Below are 16,966 nucleotides of genomic sequence, written 5' to 3' on the forward strand. Positions count from 1 at the left end.
ATTTTAAGTAAATCCAAGAATAGAAAGGAATGTTCAATATGCCAGATCAATTAACGGTCTACAACCCGGCTACAGGCGAGGCGATCAAAACGATTCCTCAGCAATCAGCCAAAGAAGTAGAAGAAGCCATTGAACGTTCACATCAAGCGTTTAAATCATGGTCTAAAACATCAGCGAACGAAAGAGCGTCTCTTTTGAAAAAGTGGTATGAGCTAATCGTTGAACATAAAGAAGAACTTGCAGATTTAATTACGAAGGAAAACGGAAAACCGTACCAGGAAGCTGTCGGAGAGGTGCTGTACGGCGCCGGTTATATCGAATGGTTCGCAGAGGAAGCGAAGCGTGTATACGGAAGAACCGTTCCGGCTCCGACAACCGGAAAACGAATTGTCGTGACGCGCCAGGCAGTCGGCCCAGTTGCCGCGATTACGCCTTGGAATTTCCCAAATGCGATGATTACACGTAAAGCGGCGCCTGCTCTTGCTGCCGGCTGTACGTTTATTATCAAGCCGGCGCCTGATACACCGCTGTCAGCCTATGAACTTGCACGCCTCGCATACGAAGCAGGTATTCCAAAAGACGTGCTTCAGGTTGTCATCGGTGATGGCGAGGAGATCGGAAATGTTTTTACAAGCAGTTCGAAAATCCGCAAAATCACCTTTACAGGATCAACACCTGTAGGGAAAATCCTGATGAAAAACAGCGCCGATACTGTGAAACACGTATCCATGGAGCTCGGCGGACATGCCCCGCTGATTGTGGATGAAGATGCAAACATTGATCTTGCTGTTGAACAGGCAATGGTGTCTAAATACCGAAACGCGGGTCAGACTTGCGTATGCGCCAACCGGCTCATCGTCCATGAATCCATCAAAGATGAATTTGCTGCGAAACTGAGCGAGCAAGTATCGAAGCTGAAGGTAGGAAATGGACTTGAGGAAGGCGTAAACGTCGGTCCGATTATCAACAAAAGGGGCTTTGAAAAAATCGTCAGCCAAATTGATGATGCGGTTGAAAAAGGAGCGAAGGTTGTCGCTGGGGGCACTTATGAACGAAACGATGATAAAGGCTGCTACTTTGTCAATCCGACAGTGCTCGCTGACGTCGATACGTCCATGAATATTATGCACGAGGAAACATTCGGCCCTGTTGCGCCAATCGTCACTTTTACAGATATTGATGAAGCAATTGAGCTTGCCAACGATACACCGTACGGCTTGGCTGCTTACTTCTTCACAGAAAATTACCGCCGCGGCATTTATATTTCCGAGAACCTTGAGTACGGAATTATCGGCTGGAATGACGGAGGACCGTCCGCGGTTCAAGCTCCTTTCGGCGGAATGAAAGAAAGCGGAATCGGCCGTGAAGGCGGTTCAGAAGGTATCGAACCATACCTTGAAACAAAATATATGTCCATCGGTTTATAAACGAAACGATATGCTCCTGAAGAGCTGCCGGAAGATCCGGCAGCTCTTTTTTTGTTTCAGCGAATAAACATATCAATTCCAGCCAAAATAACAGCAAATACATTTTGAAAGAAGGTTCCCCAACAATGGATTTATTTTTGGCTCTTCTCCCGGCTTTGTTTTGGGGGAGCATTGTTCTCTTCAATGTTAAATTAGGCGGCGGGCCGTACAGCCAAACACTGGGAACGACGATCGGGGCGTTAATTGTTTCTATCGTTATTTATTTGTTTGTCCAACCCGTCTTGTCCATGCGCATTTTTATCGTTGGAATTATATCCGGCTTATTTTGGTCACTTGGGCAGAGCAACCAGCTCAAAAGCATTCAGTTAATGGGTGTGTCCAAAACGATGCCGATTTCCACAGGGATGCAGCTTGTTTCCACCTCACTGTTCGGCGTCATTGTTTTCCGAGAGTGGTCAACACCGATTTCGATTACACTTGGAGTCCTCGCTCTTATCTTTATTATTGTCGGTATCGTTCTTACGTCATTAGAAGATAAGAAAGACAAAAAAGATGGAGAGCCGAGCAACTTAAAAAAGGGCATTTTAATCCTTCTGGTCTCGACATTGGGTTATTTGATTTATGTCGTTGTCGCAAGATTATTTAATGTATCTGGATGGTCCGCCCTGTTGCCGCAGGCGATCGGGATGGTTATTGGAGGGGTCATTTTAACCTATAAGCACAAGCCCTTCAATAAGTATGCCATCCGAAATATTCTCCCGGGCTTAATCTGGGCAGGGGGAAATATGTTTTTGTTTATTTCTCAGCCGAAAGTCGGCGTTGCCACAAGCTTTTCTCTCTCTCAAATGGGAATTGTCATCTCGACGCTTGGCGGTATTTTCATCCTGCGTGAAAAGAAATCAAAACGCCAGCTGATTGCGATTGCGATCGGGATTGCACTGATTATTGCGGCTGCCGTATTTTTAGGGATCGCCAAAACGAATTCATAACGGTTAAGGAGGATGAATATGTATCCGGATTTAAAAGGAAAAGTCGTCGCTATCACAGGAGCTGCTTCAGGATTAGGAAAGGCAATGGCCATTCGCTTCGGCAAGGAGCAGGCGAAAGTGGTCATCAACTATTACAGTAATAAACAGGATCCAAACGAGGTAAAAGAAGAGGTCATCAAGGCGGGCGGTGAAGCCATTGTCGTCCAAGGAGACGTAACGAAAGAGGAAGATGTAAAAAACATCGTTCAAACAGCGATTAAAGAGTTCGGCACACTCGATATTATGATTAATAATGCCGGTCTTGAAAATCCCGTGCCGTCTCATGAAATGCCGCTCAAGGATTGGGAAAAAGTCATCAGCACGAACTTAACGGGCGCCTTTTTAGGATGCCGTGAAGCGATTAAATATTTTGTTGAAAACGATATAAAAGGAAATGTCATTAATATGTCGAGCGTACATGAAGTGATTCCGTGGCCATTATTTGTTCACTATGCGGCAAGTAAAGGCGGAATCAAGCTGATGACGGAAACATTGGCGCTGGAATATGCGCCGAAAGGCATTCGTGTCAACAATATCGGGCCAGGCGCGATCAACACGCCAATCAATGCTGAAAAATTTGCTGATCCTAAGCAGAGAGCAGATGTAGAAAGCATGATTCCGATGGGATATATCGGTGAACCGGAGGAAATTGCGGCAGTGGCAGCATGGCTTGCTTCGAAGGAAGCCAGCTACGTCACAGGCATTACGTTATTCGCGGACGGCGGTATGACACAATACCCTTCCTTCCAGGCAGGACGCGGATAAATCAAAAAAAAGCGACCCAGAACTCATCTGGATCGCTTTTTGTTTAGTCGCGCTTTTTCTTTACTAGAGCTGCAACAGATAAAATAATGGCTGCCGCAGACAGCACAATCGCTGTGATATCAAGAGCCGATGAACCTGAGTCTGCAGAAGCAGAATCATCTTTCGTTTGAGTGGCGCCATGCTCATCTGTTACTTCTTTGGCTGCGGTGATTTTTGTAATGGCATGAGGCGTATCCGCATCTTCATCGCCTGTCCATTCAACTATGCTGCCGTCTTTGTAATATTGATAGGCATCCCAAGCGGCTTCCTCCGCTTTATCAGGGTTTTTGGCAACAAAGGTAAATCGCTGGAACTGGCCTTCCTGAATGCCTCCGTCAGTGGCTTCCCACGTTACGGACACTGATTTGTCGTCGTGTTTGGCAGTAGACACCTTCCAGCCCGGAACCGGTTCGTATTGCTGGAACTCAACATTCTTTGGCATTTTTAAAACAACCTTTGTTGTCGGCTGATTTTTTTCGGAAGGAACCTTCATTGTGTAGGTCTCCCATGAGCCTGCGGCGGATTCAGCCGGTTTTACAGACACGTGCGCGCTGGCAGGCGCCGTAAAGAATAAAAGAGAGCCGATAACAGCTGGACATAGTGTGAATGCGATTTTTTTCAACAACTCAAACACTCCTTTAATTTGTCTTTGTAAACATGATATTGATTTCGTTAAAGTCGCCGGTCAGTCCGTGGACTTTGATCTTCCAGTTTCCCTTTTCATTAATGGACAGGTTTTCAGTCTGGAAGATGCCATCTGTTTTTTCCTTCAATTGAAACGTGCTTTTGTTTTTATTGCCTGACAGTCCCGTTTTATAAACGGTCAAGGTGATTTGCTGAATGTTTTTTACTGGGTCTCTGTTATGATCGGTAACCCTGAGTTCAAACACGTTTTTGCCGGGCTGGTTCGGGCTGATGCTGAGAGAAACATTTTGCCCGTTTTCAATCGCTTTCGTTTGATAAAACGGTTCGGGTGCAGGCTCAGGCGGACTTGGCAGACTTGTAAATACGGCAGCTGTGATCAGGACAGCGATGCCGATTGCCCATTCCGCTTTTAGCGTGCGGGTGATTTTGGACCCCTGCCGTTTTCTGGTGAGCAGAAAATGAATACTGCCCAGAATCAGCATCAAAACAAACAGTCCGCTTTTGACTAACAAGGCTTGGCCATACGCCGTATGGAACAGTGAATCCATTGACCGAATGATGAAAAATCCATTGAGCAAGCCCGAGAACAAAATGACACCGACTGCTGTGAGCGCCCATGGAGAGAACCGTTTCACCGTCTCCCAAGCAAGCGTTTTGTCCGGCTGTCTCCACTCCTGTGACAGCAGTAAAACGATGGCCGCTATTCCGCCGATCCAGATGGAGGCGGCCGATAAATGAAGGAAATCCATCAGGATACCGACTGTCTTTTCTTCAACAACAGCGGCATGTCCGGTAAACGCTTTGGCAAGCAGGAGACCGAAAAAGAAAATGAGCGGCGCTGTCCAATATGCGAAGGACGCAAAACGCTTTTTGCGTAACACTGGGACGGCAGACAGGACAAGCAGTACATACAGCACGGCCTGAATCATCCAAATTGTGCCTCCCGCGGTTTCAAACAGCGTCTCCTTCATGTACTCCGGCTGAAAGGCATTGCTCCAGCCGCCGCCTGCATTCGCTTTTGTCTGTATCGGAAGCTGAAGCAGGAGCGCCAGCCCCAGCACAGTGACTGAGATGACAAGCAAACGCTTCGTCCGTTTGGCGAGTTTTTTTCCGTCCCCTTTATACCAGAAGAGATGGAAGAAAACGGTCCCGATAAACAGAGAAAAGGCTGTATACAGAATGGCGCGGTCTGCTGCTGTTCCCGGATTCAGGGCTGAGCCTGATGTTTTCTGGCTGCTGAACCCTCCATCCGCTTTTCCGATGCTGAACGGGATGACGCCTGAAACAGGGTGCCCGTCTGCCGAAACGGCATTCCATTCCGCTCTGTACACGTCATGAGGCAGATTCTTTTTCAGCTTCACGGTCATGATGTGATTGTTGTCTTTTTTGATTTCTGTTTTGTCCGTATCCACCCGGTCGCCGTCTGAATTATAGACTTTAATGTAGTGAAAGCCCTCTTCAACCGGTTCATTAAATTCAATTTCCACCTGTGCGGGAGCGCTTTTTAATTCACTGTTTTCTCCGGGCGAAGATTTGACAATATAGGCGTGAGCAAAGCTTGTTTTCGGCAGGAAAACAAGAAAAAGCAGAAGTATGATCCACCATCTGTTTCGTTGCATTACTCAGACACCACCTTCCGCTAATTATATTGTGTTATTTCTTGGTGCAGGTGCAGCGCTTTTTTCTGTCTCTCAGCATGTCTTCCAGCGCTTGATCGAAGGTGCGGACGGCTCCGCCAAAGCCTTTTTGAAAACGTTCAGCATGGTCAAGAGTCGCAAACGGTATGGCCTGCGGCTGGCAGCAGTGCAGATTTAATTCAGCGTTTACAACAAAATAAGCAGAAGCGGCACTGACCGTAGTTTGTAACAGAAAGTCTTTGCAAATCAAATGAGAAACCTCTTCCGTTTTATCTGCATACCGCAAAAACGCGCAATGTGCGCAGCACAGCTGTTCAATGTCTTGTGTCACCGTGATCAGCTGGACCGAATAAGCCTGATTGGCCGGCTTTAGGCAATAGCTGCACATGTGATCAGCCTGAGGCGCACGGACTGGGAGCGTGATGCCGCCGGCCGTTTTTATCACCTGGTTTGATTGGACAAGCTGATTCACATCTCTGTATACTGTCATTTCTGACACACCGAACCGTTGACTGATATCAGAAATTCTGAGCGCGCCTTCTTTTTTCAGCCACTCAAGTATGTGCTGCTGTCTATTAATCGGAAGCATTCATACATCCCCTTCAATAAGATCTTCTTAAGCGTAGAGGATTTCAAAGACCGAGACAAGTATGCTGATGATAAAAAATGTGAAAATGTGTTGAACAGTAACAAAACGAAACAGAATGGTCTCTGGTATAATGGACATATGAATGGAGAGTGAAAATACCATATGAAAGAAACAGTATGCCCGAACTGCGGCAAACCTTTGACAGGCGACATGGTCAGATCGTCAAATGTCCCGTGCCAATTTCGCTGCGGTCACTGCCGGGAACGGCTTTACGAATATAAAGTATCAGCTCCGATTATGATTGTGTCTTTGGCACTCATCGTGCTGCTTATTTATCTTTTGATGCTCCTTCGCAATGCGACAGGCTCAATGATTCCGGCCGTTCAGCATGTGCCGATGGCAGTTTTTGCGCTTGTGTGCGCCTATCCTGTATTTATTGTGAGTGAACGGATGATCGCGAAGTATGTGATTCAAAACGGCAAGATTATTTATAGAGGAAAGAGAAAAGGCTCCTAAAACAGGAGCCTTTTTATTTTTAAAAAATTGTCACACCCATGTGCCAAAGTCCTCTTTACTTTCAATTGTTCACACACTGTAAGCGTTTTAATATAGAGTCAAAGGGAAGCATTATTCTCTGACATTATCATTCTTTTAGCGACAAACAAAACAGGGAGGGTTTATATATGCAGCAAGAACAGCAGCAAGGCGGCATGAAAGTGAAAGTTCAGCGCTTTGGCAGTTATTTAAGCGGGATGATCATGCCGAATATCGGCGCGTTTATCGCGTGGGGCATCATTACCGCTTTGTTTATTCCGGCGGGATGGTTTCCGAATGAGCAGCTGAATACGCTGGTCAGCCCGATGATTACGTATTTACTGCCGCTTTTGATAGCGTATACAGGCGGAAAAATGATTTACGACCACCGCGGCGGAGTCGTCGGTGCGACGGCGGCAATCGGGGTAATTGTCGGGTCGGATATTCCGATGTTTCTAGGCGCGATGATAATGGGGCCGCTGGGCGGATATCTCATTAAGCAAACTGATAAATTATTCAAGGACAAAGTAAAACAAGGCTTTGAGATGCTGATTAACAACTTTACGGCAGGAATTGTCGGCGCGGCTTTAACGATTCTCGCGTTTTATGCGATCGGCCCAGTCGTTCTGACGTTAAATAAATTACTGGCAGCCGGTGTAGAGGTCATTGTACACGCTAACTTACTGCCTGTTGCAAGCGTTTTCGTGGAACCGGCGAAGGTCTTGTTCCTAAATAACGCGATCAACCACGGTATCTTAAGCCCGATTGGAATCGAGCAGGCAGCCAATACCGGAAAGTCAATTCTGTTTTTAGTAGAAGCAAACCCTGGACCGGGGCTCGGCATTTTGCTCGCGTATATGTTCTTTGGAAAAGGATCTTCAAAATCAACGGCTCCTGGAGCGGCAATCATTCATTTCTTCGGGGGGATTCACGAAATTTACTTCCCGTACATTTTAATGAAGCCGGCATTGATTCTGGCAGCGATTGCAGGCGGAGCAAGCGGACTCCTAACGTTCTCTATCTTTAACGCCGGTCTAGTTGCAGCATCGTCACCAGGCAGCATTATCGCATTGATGGCCATGACGCCAAGAGGCGGATACTTCGGCGTGCTGGCAGGCGTATTGGTCGCTGCAGCCGTTTCGTTTATCGTGTCAGCTGTGATCCTGAAGTCTTCGAAAGCAAGCGAAGAAGATCTCGCAGCGGCAACAGAAAAAATGCAGTCCATGAAGGGGAAGAAAAGCCAAGCTGCCGCTGCTTTAGAGGCAGAACAAGCAAAAGCTGAGGAAGCGTCTGAGCTGTCTCCTGAAAGCGTCAATAAAATTATTTTCGCATGTGACGCCGGAATGGGCTCAAGCGCGATGGGGGCCTCGATTTTAAGAAACAAAGTCAAAAAAGCAGACCTGGATATCAGTGTGACCAACACGGCGATTAACAATCTGCCGAGCGATGCGGATATTGTCATTACCCACAAAGACTTAACAGATCGAGCAAAGGCAAAGCTGCCAAATGCGACGCACATATCAGTGGAGAACTTCTTAAACAGTCCGAAATATGACGAGCTTATTGAAAAGCTAAAAAAGTAATCTCATAGAAAGAGAGTGATACTCATGCAAGTACTCGCAAAAGAAAACATCAAACTCAATCAAACGGTTGCAACAAAAGAAGAAGCGATCAGATTGGCGGGCCAAACGCTGATTGACAACGGCTACGTGACAGACGATTATATTGAAAAAATGTTTGAACGGGAAGAAACATCTTCTACCTTTATGGGGAATTTTATAGCCATCCCCCACGGCACAGAAGATGCCAAAAGCGAAGTGCTTCACTCAGGGATTTCAATCATTCAAATTCCTGGCGGAGTAGAGTATGGAGAAGGAAACACAGCCAAAGTCGTATTCGGCATTGCCGGAAAAAATAACGAGCATTTAGACATTTTGTCTAACATCGCCATCATCTGCTCAGAAGAAGAAAACATTGAACGCCTGATTTCTGCGAAAAGCGAAGAAGATTTGATCGCGATTTTCAACGAGGTGAACTAGCATGATTGCCTTACATTTCGGTGCGGGAAATATCGGGAGGGGCTTTATCGGTGCGCTGCTTCACCACTCCGGCTATGAAGTGGTGTTTGCGGATGTAAATGACACGATGGTCGGCCTCCTTAATGAAAAACGGGCATACACAGTTGAACTCGCAGAAGAAGGGCGTTCATCAGAGGTGATCGGCCCGGTCAGCGCCATCAACAGCGGCAGCCAGCCGGAGGAGCTGTATCGGCTGATCAATGAGGCGGCGCTCATCACGACGGCTGTCGGCCCGAATGTATTGAAGCTGATTGCCCCGTCTATCGCAGAAGGCTTAAGACGAAGAAGCTCTGCCGACACACTGAATATCATTGCCTGTGAAAATATGATTGGCGGAAGCAGCTTCTTAAAAAAAGAAGTATACAGCCACTTAACAGAGGCGGAGCAGGAGGCTGTCGGCAACACTGTCGGATTCCCGAATTCCGCGGTTGACCGGATCGTGCCGATTCAGCATCATGAAGATCCGCTCAAAGTGTCGGTTGAGCCGTTCTTTGAATGGGTCATCGACGAATCAGGCTTTATAGGGGAAACACCGGCAATAAAAGGGGCGCTGTTTGTTGATGATTTAACGCCGTACATCGAACGAAAGCTGTTTACCGTTAATACCGGCCATGCTGTAACGGCCTATGTCGGCTATCAGCGCGGATTAAAAACGATAAAAGAAGCGATCGATCATCCGGAAATCCGCCGTGTTGTTCACTCAGCGCTGCTTGAAACCGGTGATTATCTCATCAAAACGTATCATTTTAAGCAATCAGAACACGAGCAATATATTAAAAAAATCATCGGCCGCTTTGAAAATGAATTTATCACCGACGATGTAACCCGTGTGGCGAGATCGCCGCTCAGAAAGCTTGGAGAAAATGACAGGCTTGTAGGTCCGGCGAAGAAAATCAAAGAGCCGAATGCGCTGGCTGAAGGCATTGCTGCGGCACTGCGATTCGACTTTGCCGGTGATCCGGAAGCGGTCGAGCTGCAAGCGCTGATCGCGGAAAAAGGATACAGCGGAGTGCTTCACGAGGTGTGCGGTATTCCGTCTCATGAACCGCTGCATGCCACCGTTTTAAAAAAACTGAATCAATAACCGGACCCGTGACTATACGTCACGGGCTTTTTTTACCATCTCGCAATCTAGTATAATAGAAAACGCTTACGATAACAGGGGGAGGAGAATGACGATGAAACAATTCGAGATTGCGGCAATACCGGGAGACGGAGTAGGAAAAGAAGTTGTGGCGGCTGCTGAGAAAGTGCTTCATACAGCAGCTGAGGTTCACGGAGGTTTGTCATTCTCATTTACGTCATTTCCATGGAGCTGTGACTATTATATGGAGCACGGCGAAATGATGCCTGAGAACGGAATACATACGCTCACTCAATTTGAAGCGGTTTTCTTGGGGGCGGTCGGAAATCCGAAACTGGTTCCAGACCATATATCCTTATGGGGGCTGCTGCTGAAGATCCGGAGAGAGCTTGAGCTTTCCATTAATATGAGACCAGCCAAACAAATGGCCGGCATCACGTCGCCGCTGCGGCATCCGAACGATTTTGATCTAGTGGTGATTCGCGAGAACAGTGAAGGTGAATACAGTGAAATCGGCGGACGCATTCACAGGGGTGACGATGAAATCGCCATCCAGAATGCCGTGTTTACGAGAAAAGCGACAGAACGTGTCATGCGCTTTGCCTTCGAATTGGCGAAAAAACGGCGCGGTCATGTGACAAGTGCGACAAAATCCAACGGAATTTATCACGCGATGCCGTTTTGGGATGAAGTCTTTCAGCAGACTGCGGCTGATTACAGCGGAATCGAAACGTCATCCCAGCATATTGATGCGTTGGCCGCTTTTTTTGTGACGCGTCCGGAAACGTTTGATGTCATTGTGGCGAGCAACCTGTTCGGTGATATTTTAACCGACATCAGCTCGAGCCTGATGGGAAGCATTGGCATTGCGCCGTCTGCGAACATTAACCCGTCCGGCAAGTACCCATCCATGTTCGAACCGGTTCATGGCTCAGCTCCGGATATTGCCGGCAAAGGCCTTGCCAACCCAATCGGCCAGATTTGGACAGCGAAGCTGATGCTTGACCATTTCGGAGAGGAAGAACTGGGGGCAAAGATCCTCAATGTGATGGAACGAGTCACGGCTGACGGCATTAAAACACGCGACATTGGCGGACAAAGCACGACGGCTGAGGTCACTGACGAAATTTGTGTGCGTTTAAGAAACTTATAAACATGCAGGCCGGGACGAATGGTTGCCCCGGCCGTTTACAAAAATTTCAACAGATCACTAACCAAGAAGATCCAAATGCTGTATAATGACATGGAATTCTTAGGAAGGTATCAGGTGGAAGAAGTTGAACGCAAAAACGATCACATTAAAGAAAAAATCAAAAACCAAATGGATTGTACTCAGTACTGCATGTATTCTAGCTTTCATTTTCATGATCAGAATGGCGTTTTATATACCCTATCTGGTTGAAGGTTCATCAATGGCTCCGACGCTAAAAGACTCAGAACGAATGTTGGTTGACAAAGCAGCCAAATATACAGGCGGGTTTCATAGAGGCGACATCATCGTGATTCATGACGAAAAGAGCGGCCGTTCATTTATAAAACGGTTAATCGGTTTGCCAGGCGACTCAATTATCATGAAGGATGATCAGCTATACATAAACGGTAAGAAAGTCGACGAACCGTATCTAAAGGAACATAAACAAGAAATGCAAGCGTCAGGGGAAAATCTCACGAGTGATTTTGAAGCTGATGTTCCTGCCGGCAAATATTTTGTAATGGGAGATAACCGTCTCAATTCGGTGGACAGCAGAAATGGAATGGGAATGCCTTCTGATGAAGATATCATTGGTACGGAGTCTCTAGTCTTTTATCCGTTCAGTGAGATAAGAGTAGCAAAATGAATACATACGCAAAAAAGAGATAATGCTTGATGAAATGAAAGAAAGGGTGGAGAACGATGAAACCATATATGCTGCCTCACCGCTACCCATTTTTATTGATTGACGGCGTGACGGAAAGCGAGCCCGGCAAGCATGCAGCTGCTTATAAGCTGGTCAGTGAGAACGACTGGTTTATCACTGACACGCAAACAGAAATGCCGTTTTCACTTGTGATTGAAGCACTTGCGCAAACCGCGGCTTTTACAGGAATTACAGATGAAAACAGCTTGGGCTTATTGTCTTCCGTGAAGAAAGCGGAAAAGCTGGGCGCGGCCATACCCGGTGACCGGCTTGATCTTACGTTTGAAGTCACGCGCAACCGGCGCGGGTTTGTGTTTGGACATGCCAAGGCGTCAGTGGGCGGGCAGCCTGTTGCTGAAGCTGAAATCGGCATCTATATTGAAAAATGAAAAAAACCCTTCACTACGATTTGTGAGGGGTTCTATTATTTCGTATCGTAATCCCGTTCGCTTTGTGAGTCATCTCGTTGCTGCCGCTTCTGTTTTTCATCATTCATGTTTTCCTTCAGCTCTTCATTCGGTATCGGATCGGTCAAGTCATTATGTTCGGGGTTTTCATTAGGGCGGTTCTGCTGTTTTCTCTCTTTCATGTTTTTATCACCTCACCATTTGTTTTCCTCTAATGTCTCCACTTGAAACATGTGAAATGGCTGTTTTGTTCCGCTGGGTATAATGTATTAGAATAGAACCAGAACAACTAAAAGATAAAGAGAGGTACATATATGTCTGTTCAAAGAGAAGATGTGAATATCAAGCTGATTGCTATTGATATGGACGGAACACTGCTGAATGACGAGCAGCTGATTTCAGACGAAAACCGCAACGCGATTCGTGAGGCGGAGGATAAAGGCGTTTACGTGGTCATCAGTACGGGCCGGACGCTGATGACGTGCCGGGAGCTGGCTGAGTCGCTGAAGCTGTCGTCTTTTTTAATCACGGCTAACGGCAGCGAAATCTGGGACTCGAATTTTAATTTAGTGGAACGCAAGCTGCTCCACACGGATCACATCAAAATGATGTGGGATTTGCGGAATAAGCACAACACTAATTTCTGGGCTTCAACTGTTAATAAAGTGTGGAGAGGCGAGTTCCCGGAAAACATCACTGATCATGAATGGCTTAAATTCGGATTTGACATAGAAGATGACGACATCCGAAACGAAGTGCTGGCCGAGCTCAGAAAAAATAAAGAGCTCGAAATCACAAACTCAAGCCCGACAAACATCGAGGTCAACGCGCTCGGCATCAACAAAGCCGCAGCCCTTGCGAAGGTTTCTGAAAAACTCGGCTTTACGATGGAAAATGTCATGGCGATGGGCGACAGCCTGAATGATATCGCGATGATCAAAGAAGCCGGGCTGGGCGTAGCGATGGGCAATGCCCAAGACGTCGTGAAGGAAACGGCTGATTGGATCACTGATACAAATATAGAAGATGGCGTCGCTAAAGCGATACGTCATTGGGTACTATAAGAAAAGAGTCCTGAGATAAGGACTCTTTTCTTTTTTTTATCAGGGAGATTTTCTTCTAGGACCATGGTAGGTTTTCTAACAAAGTTATTTCACAAACTGATATGATTGAATATAATGAAATAAAGTTCAAAAATTCGGAATAGTCGTTCCGAATTTCGGAACAATAAAATACATAGAGCAATCGTTTGCTTGGCAGGAGGGATTCTGTGTTTCAAGTTGATTTAAATTGTGATTTAGGGGAAAGCTTCGGAGCCTATACGATAGGTCTTGATCAAGATATTTTAGCGTTTGTTACTTCAGCGAATGTCGCATGCGGATTTCATGCAGGGGATCCAAGTGTCATGCGGAAAACAGTTGCCCTTGCTGCTGAAAAAGGCGTAAAAATCGGCGCTCACCCGGGACTCCCGGATTTGCTCGGCTTCGGCCGCCGAAATATAGCGATTTCTCCAGAGGAAGCATATGATCTTGTGGTTTATCAAATTGGCGCCTTGTCAGGGTTTTTAAAAGCGGAAGGACTTCACATGCAGCACGTCAAGCCGCACGGCGCTTTGTACAATATGGCCGCAGTCGATCAGAAGCTATCGGACGCCATTGCAAAAGCTGTCTACAAGGTCGATTCAGGACTGATTCTTTTCGGCCTTGCTGAGAGCGAGCTTGTAAAAGCGGGAGAACGGATCGGGCTTCAAACAGCAAGTGAAGTGTTCGCCGACAGAACATACCAAGCGGACGGGACGCTCACGCCGCGCTCCCAGCCGGACGCACTCATTGAAAGCGATGATGCCGCCGTCACTCAGGTGATCAAAATGGTGAAAGAAGGGACGGTCAAATCTCAGCAAGGACATGATGTGTCATTAAAAGCAGATACAGTTTGCATTCACGGAGACGGTGCCCATGCACTGACGTTTGCGCAAAAAATCCGAAAAGAGCTTAAAGCGGCCGGAATCGAAGTGACTGCTATTTCAGCGCAGGAGTAATCAGAAGGAGGAAAATAGATGGAGCAGCAGAAAAAAACAGCAGGAAAAAAAACGGGCAGCTGGTCATTGCTGATGGGGGCCGCCTTCTTAATGGCGACATCAGCAATCGGCCCGGGATTCCTGACACAAACCGCAACATTCACAAACACACTCGCAGCAAGCTTCGGTTTTGTTATTTTAATTTCTATTATTTTGGATATCTTCGCTCAAACCAACGTATGGCGCATCATTGCGGTCTCAGGAAAAAGGGGCCAGGAGATTGCGAATATGGTGCTTCCCGGACTGGGATATTTTATTGCAATTCTCGTCGTGCTTGGCGGACTTGCCTTTAATATCGGGAATATCGGAGGGGCTGGGCTCGGACTTCAAGTCTTGTTCGGCATTACACCAGAAACAGGCGCCTTAATCAGCGCCGTCATCGCCATTCTGATTTTTGTCATCAAGGAAGCAGGAAAAGCGATGGACCGTTTTACGCAAATCGCGGGTTTTGTCATGATTATTTTAACTGTCTTTGTTGCGGTCACCACAGCGCCGCCGGTCGGACAGGCTGTGGCTAACACGTTTGTCCCTGAACATATCAGTATATTTGCAATTGTCACATTAGTCGGCGGAACCGTCGGGGGATATATCACATTTGCCGGCGGACATCGTTTGCTTGATGCAGGGATTAAAGGCAAGGAATCCATCCCCCAGGTGACAAAAAGCTCAGTTATCGGCATTTTAATTACATCCATCATGCGGATCGCCCTTTTCTTAGCTGTGCTCGGCGTTGTTTCAAAAGGCCTGCACATTGACGAAAGCAACCCGGCGGCTTCTGTGTTCCAGCTGGCAGCGGGAAATGTCGGTTATAAAATTTTCGGATTGATCATGTGGTCAGCGGCCATTACGTCTGTTATCGGAGCCGCTTATACATCTGTTTCGTTTTTTAAAACCTTTTCTCCAAAAATTGAAAAGAATTCACGCGGCATTATTATCGGATTTATTGTCGTTTCTACATTAGCCTTCGTTACCATCGGACAACCGGCAAAAATTCTCGTGCTTGTCGGATCTCTGAACGGTTTGATTCTGCCGATTGCGCTTGGAACGCTGCTTATTGCTGCATATAAGAAAAACATTGTCGGTGATTATAAGCATCCGCTTTGGCTGACAGGCTCAGGTGCCCTGGTTGTCATCGTCATGGCGATTATGGGCGTCTACACGTTATTTACACAACTTCCTCAATTGTGGAGCTGATAAGAGTGGATCATTTAAACAAGATGGCGCCAAGAGATGTGCGCGCGTTTATACGAGAGGGGAAAATAAACGGGCCGACTGCCGGAATGTCCGGCGGCTATGCTCAAGCGAACCTTGTGATTTTGAAAAAAGATCTGGCATTTGACTTTCTGCTGTTTTGCCAGCGGAATCCAAAACCCTGTCCGGTGCTGGATGTGACGGAATCCGGTTCGCCTGTGCCGTCGATTGCAGCGCCAGATGCGGATATCAGAACGGATTTTCCAAAATACCGTGTATACAGGCACGGTGTTTTGACAGATGAGGTATCTGATATTACGCCATACTGGGAGGACGATTTTGTCGGCTTTCTGATCGGATGCAGTTTCTCTTTTGAACAAGCGCTGATCAATCATGGAATACCCGTCAGACATATCGACGAGGGGACGAACGTTCCAATGTACAAAACGAATATAGATTGTGTTCCGGCGGGGCCGTTTCATGGACAGATGGTTGTCAGTATGAGACCGGTTCCTGAACGGCTCGCTGTACGCGCCGCACAGGTGACCTCGCGTTTTCCGGCTGTGCACGGAGGACCGATTCATATCGGCAATCCAAAAGCGATCGGCATACAGGATTTGAGCAATCCAGATTTCGGAGATGCCGTTTCTGTTCGTGAAGGCGAGGTTCCTCTATTTTGGGCATGCGGGGTAACTCCGCAAGCTGTGGCTATGAATGTAAAACCTGAAATGGTCATCACACATGCGCCGGGGCATATGCTCATCACAGATATTCGAGACGAGTCGCTTGCGGTGCTGTAACCTCTCGTCCTCCTGATGAACGAGAAATAAACGAGGTGAGAAAGATGACTGAACGATTACAAATCGAACAGCTCGGTGATTCTGCAATGATGATCCGATTTGGAGAAGAAATAAGCGAGCAAGTAAACGGTCTTGTCCATGCCGCTGCCGCTTATATAGAAGAACAGCCGTTTCCGGGATTCATTGAATGTATCCCGGCTTTTACGAGTCTTACCGTATTTTATGATATGTATGAAGTGTATAAGCATTTGCCTCAAGGCATCAGCTCGCCTTTTGAGAAGGTGAAACGCGATGTTCATGAGCGGCTCGGAGAATTAACGGCTGATTATGAAAGCAGCCGCCGCATCGTTGAAATTCCCGTCTGCTATGGCGGTGAATTCGGGCCTGATTTAGAAGAGGTGGCGAAGATCAATCATCTCACACCCGAAGAGGTCATTGAGATTCATACAGGCGGCGAATATGTGGTGTATATGCTGGGCTTTGCACCGGGGTTTCCTTTCTTAGGCGGGATGTCCAAACGCATTGCAGCTCCAAGGAAATCATCGCCAAGACCATCGATTCCCGCCGGTTCAGTCGGAATTGCGGGACTGCAAACAGGCGTTTATCCGATTTCGACACCGGGCGGCTGGCAGCTGATTGGCAAAACGCCGCTGGCTCTATTCCGGCCGCAGGAAAACCCGCCAACGTTATTAAGAGCAGGAGATATTGTTACATTTGTCCGCATCTCAGAGGATGACTATCACGCCTATAAGGAGGAGTCCAATTGA

19 protein-coding genes are annotated in these 16,966 nt (G+C 47.1%); 15 read left to right on the forward strand and 4 right to left on the reverse strand.

What is annotated here, in order from left to right:
• Nucleotides 1-38: 38 nt before the first annotated feature.
• The 3 genes from gabD (at nucleotide 39) to gdh (ending at nucleotide 3,220) form a co-directional block, all read left to right on the forward strand.
• On the forward strand, nucleotides 39-1,427 hold the full coding sequence (gabD, locus tag CJU60_RS14105; protein ID WP_095714092.1) for a succinate-semialdehyde dehydrogenase: 1,389 nt from the start codon (nucleotides 39-41) through the stop codon (nucleotides 1,425-1,427).
• 125 nt (nucleotides 1,428-1,552) lie between these two features.
• Nucleotides 1,553-2,416 carry a glucose uptake protein GlcU gene (glcU, locus tag CJU60_RS14110; protein ID WP_024120228.1) on the forward strand — a complete coding sequence of 288 codons (864 nt, stop codon included), beginning with the start codon at nucleotides 1,553-1,555 and terminating at the stop codon, nucleotides 2,414-2,416.
• Between the two features lie 18 nt (nucleotides 2,417-2,434).
• Entirely contained in the window at nucleotides 2,435-3,220 is a 786-nt protein-coding gene (gene gdh, locus CJU60_RS14115) for a glucose 1-dehydrogenase (RefSeq protein ID WP_024120229.1), read from the forward strand.
• 43 nt (nucleotides 3,221-3,263) lie between these two features.
• Here gdh and CJU60_RS14120 read toward each other — a convergent pair whose 3' ends face one another.
• From CJU60_RS14120 to cutR, 3 genes are read right to left on the reverse strand one after another with little or no spacing between them, the layout of a single operon-like run.
• Nucleotides 3,264-3,884, reverse strand: a complete 621-nt coding sequence (locus CJU60_RS14120) for a YcnI family copper-binding membrane protein (protein ID WP_095714093.1) — start codon at nucleotides 3,882-3,884, stop codon at nucleotides 3,264-3,266.
• 13 nt (nucleotides 3,885-3,897) lie between these two features.
• Nucleotides 3,898-5,523 (reverse strand): copper resistance CopC/CopD family protein, encoded by a 1,626-nt coding sequence (locus CJU60_RS14125; RefSeq protein WP_095714094.1) that lies wholly within the window; start codon nucleotides 5,521-5,523, stop codon nucleotides 3,898-3,900.
• A 34-nt stretch (nucleotides 5,524-5,557) separates the two neighbouring features.
• Nucleotides 5,558-6,130 (reverse strand): copper uptake transcriptional regulator CutR, encoded by a 573-nt coding sequence (gene cutR / locus CJU60_RS14130; RefSeq protein ID WP_024120232.1) that lies wholly within the window; start codon nucleotides 6,128-6,130, stop codon nucleotides 5,558-5,560.
• A 162-nt stretch (nucleotides 6,131-6,292) separates the two neighbouring features.
• Between cutR and CJU60_RS14135 the strand changes: the two genes are divergently transcribed.
• From CJU60_RS14135 to CJU60_RS14165, 7 genes are all read left to right on the forward strand, one after another.
• Nucleotides 6,293-6,646: a hypothetical protein gene (locus tag CJU60_RS14135; protein WP_095714095.1), complete on the forward strand. Its 354-nt coding sequence runs from the start codon at nucleotides 6,293-6,295 to the stop codon at nucleotides 6,644-6,646.
• Between the two features lie 167 nt (nucleotides 6,647-6,813).
• Nucleotides 6,814-8,247, forward strand: a complete 1,434-nt coding sequence (locus CJU60_RS14140) for a PTS mannitol transporter subunit IIBC (protein ID WP_024120234.1) — start codon at nucleotides 6,814-6,816, stop codon at nucleotides 8,245-8,247.
• A 24-nt stretch (nucleotides 8,248-8,271) separates the two neighbouring features.
• On the forward strand, nucleotides 8,272-8,703 hold the full coding sequence (locus CJU60_RS14145; protein WP_059291950.1) for a PTS mannitol transporter subunit IIA: 432 nt from the start codon (nucleotides 8,272-8,274) through the stop codon (nucleotides 8,701-8,703).
• Nucleotide 8,704: 1 nt separating this feature from the next.
• Nucleotides 8,705-9,826: a mannitol-1-phosphate 5-dehydrogenase gene (locus CJU60_RS14150; RefSeq protein ID WP_095714096.1), complete on the forward strand. Its 1,122-nt coding sequence runs from the start codon at nucleotides 8,705-8,707 to the stop codon at nucleotides 9,824-9,826.
• An 88-nt stretch (nucleotides 9,827-9,914) separates the two neighbouring features.
• On the forward strand, nucleotides 9,915-10,979 hold the full coding sequence (locus CJU60_RS14155; RefSeq protein WP_081638232.1) for a tartrate dehydrogenase: 1,065 nt from the start codon (nucleotides 9,915-9,917) through the stop codon (nucleotides 10,977-10,979).
• 124 nt (nucleotides 10,980-11,103) lie between these two features.
• Nucleotides 11,104-11,664, forward strand: coding sequence for a signal peptidase I sipU (gene sipU, locus CJU60_RS14160; protein WP_024120238.1), 561 nt, complete (start codon nucleotides 11,104-11,106; stop codon nucleotides 11,662-11,664).
• Nucleotides 11,665-11,720: 56 nt separating this feature from the next.
• Nucleotides 11,721-12,113 carry a 3-hydroxyacyl-ACP dehydratase FabZ family protein gene (locus tag CJU60_RS14165; protein ID WP_024120239.1) on the forward strand — a complete coding sequence of 131 codons (393 nt, stop codon included), beginning with the start codon at nucleotides 11,721-11,723 and terminating at the stop codon, nucleotides 12,111-12,113.
• Between the two features lie 35 nt (nucleotides 12,114-12,148).
• Here CJU60_RS14165 and CJU60_RS14170 read toward each other — a convergent pair whose 3' ends face one another.
• Complete coding sequence (locus CJU60_RS14170) at nucleotides 12,149-12,313, reverse strand: hypothetical protein (protein ID WP_024120240.1); 165 nt, start codon at nucleotides 12,311-12,313, stop codon at nucleotides 12,149-12,151.
• 132 nt (nucleotides 12,314-12,445) lie between these two features.
• On the opposite strand from CJU60_RS14170, the gene CJU60_RS14175 reads away from it, so the two are divergent.
• The 5 genes from CJU60_RS14175 (at nucleotide 12,446) to pxpB (ending at nucleotide 16,966) form a co-directional block, all read left to right on the forward strand.
• Nucleotides 12,446-13,195 carry a Cof-type HAD-IIB family hydrolase gene (locus CJU60_RS14175; RefSeq protein WP_024120241.1) on the forward strand — a complete coding sequence of 250 codons (750 nt, stop codon included), beginning with the start codon at nucleotides 12,446-12,448 and terminating at the stop codon, nucleotides 13,193-13,195.
• A 206-nt stretch (nucleotides 13,196-13,401) separates the two neighbouring features.
• The gene (pxpA, locus tag CJU60_RS14180) at nucleotides 13,402-14,169 is read left to right on the forward strand and encodes a 5-oxoprolinase subunit PpxA (protein ID WP_095714097.1); all 768 of its coding nucleotides are present in this window, start codon (nucleotides 13,402-13,404) and stop codon (nucleotides 14,167-14,169) included.
• 18 nt (nucleotides 14,170-14,187) lie between these two features.
• Nucleotides 14,188-15,402, forward strand: coding sequence for an NRAMP family divalent metal transporter (locus CJU60_RS14185; RefSeq protein ID WP_095714098.1), 1,215 nt, complete (start codon nucleotides 14,188-14,190; stop codon nucleotides 15,400-15,402).
• Nucleotides 15,403-15,407: 5 nt separating this feature from the next.
• Nucleotides 15,408-16,199: a putative hydro-lyase gene (locus CJU60_RS14190; RefSeq protein WP_255238344.1), complete on the forward strand. Its 792-nt coding sequence runs from the start codon at nucleotides 15,408-15,410 to the stop codon at nucleotides 16,197-16,199.
• Nucleotides 16,200-16,243: 44 nt separating this feature from the next.
• On the forward strand, nucleotides 16,244-16,966 hold the full coding sequence (pxpB, locus tag CJU60_RS14195) for a 5-oxoprolinase subunit PxpB (RefSeq protein WP_024120245.1): 723 nt from the start codon (nucleotides 16,244-16,246) through the stop codon (nucleotides 16,964-16,966).

Origin of the sequence: Bacillus sp. 7705b, from assembly GCF_002289525.1 — a bacterium.
Lineage (GTDB): Bacteria > Bacillota > Bacilli > Bacillales > Bacillaceae > Bacillus > Bacillus halotolerans.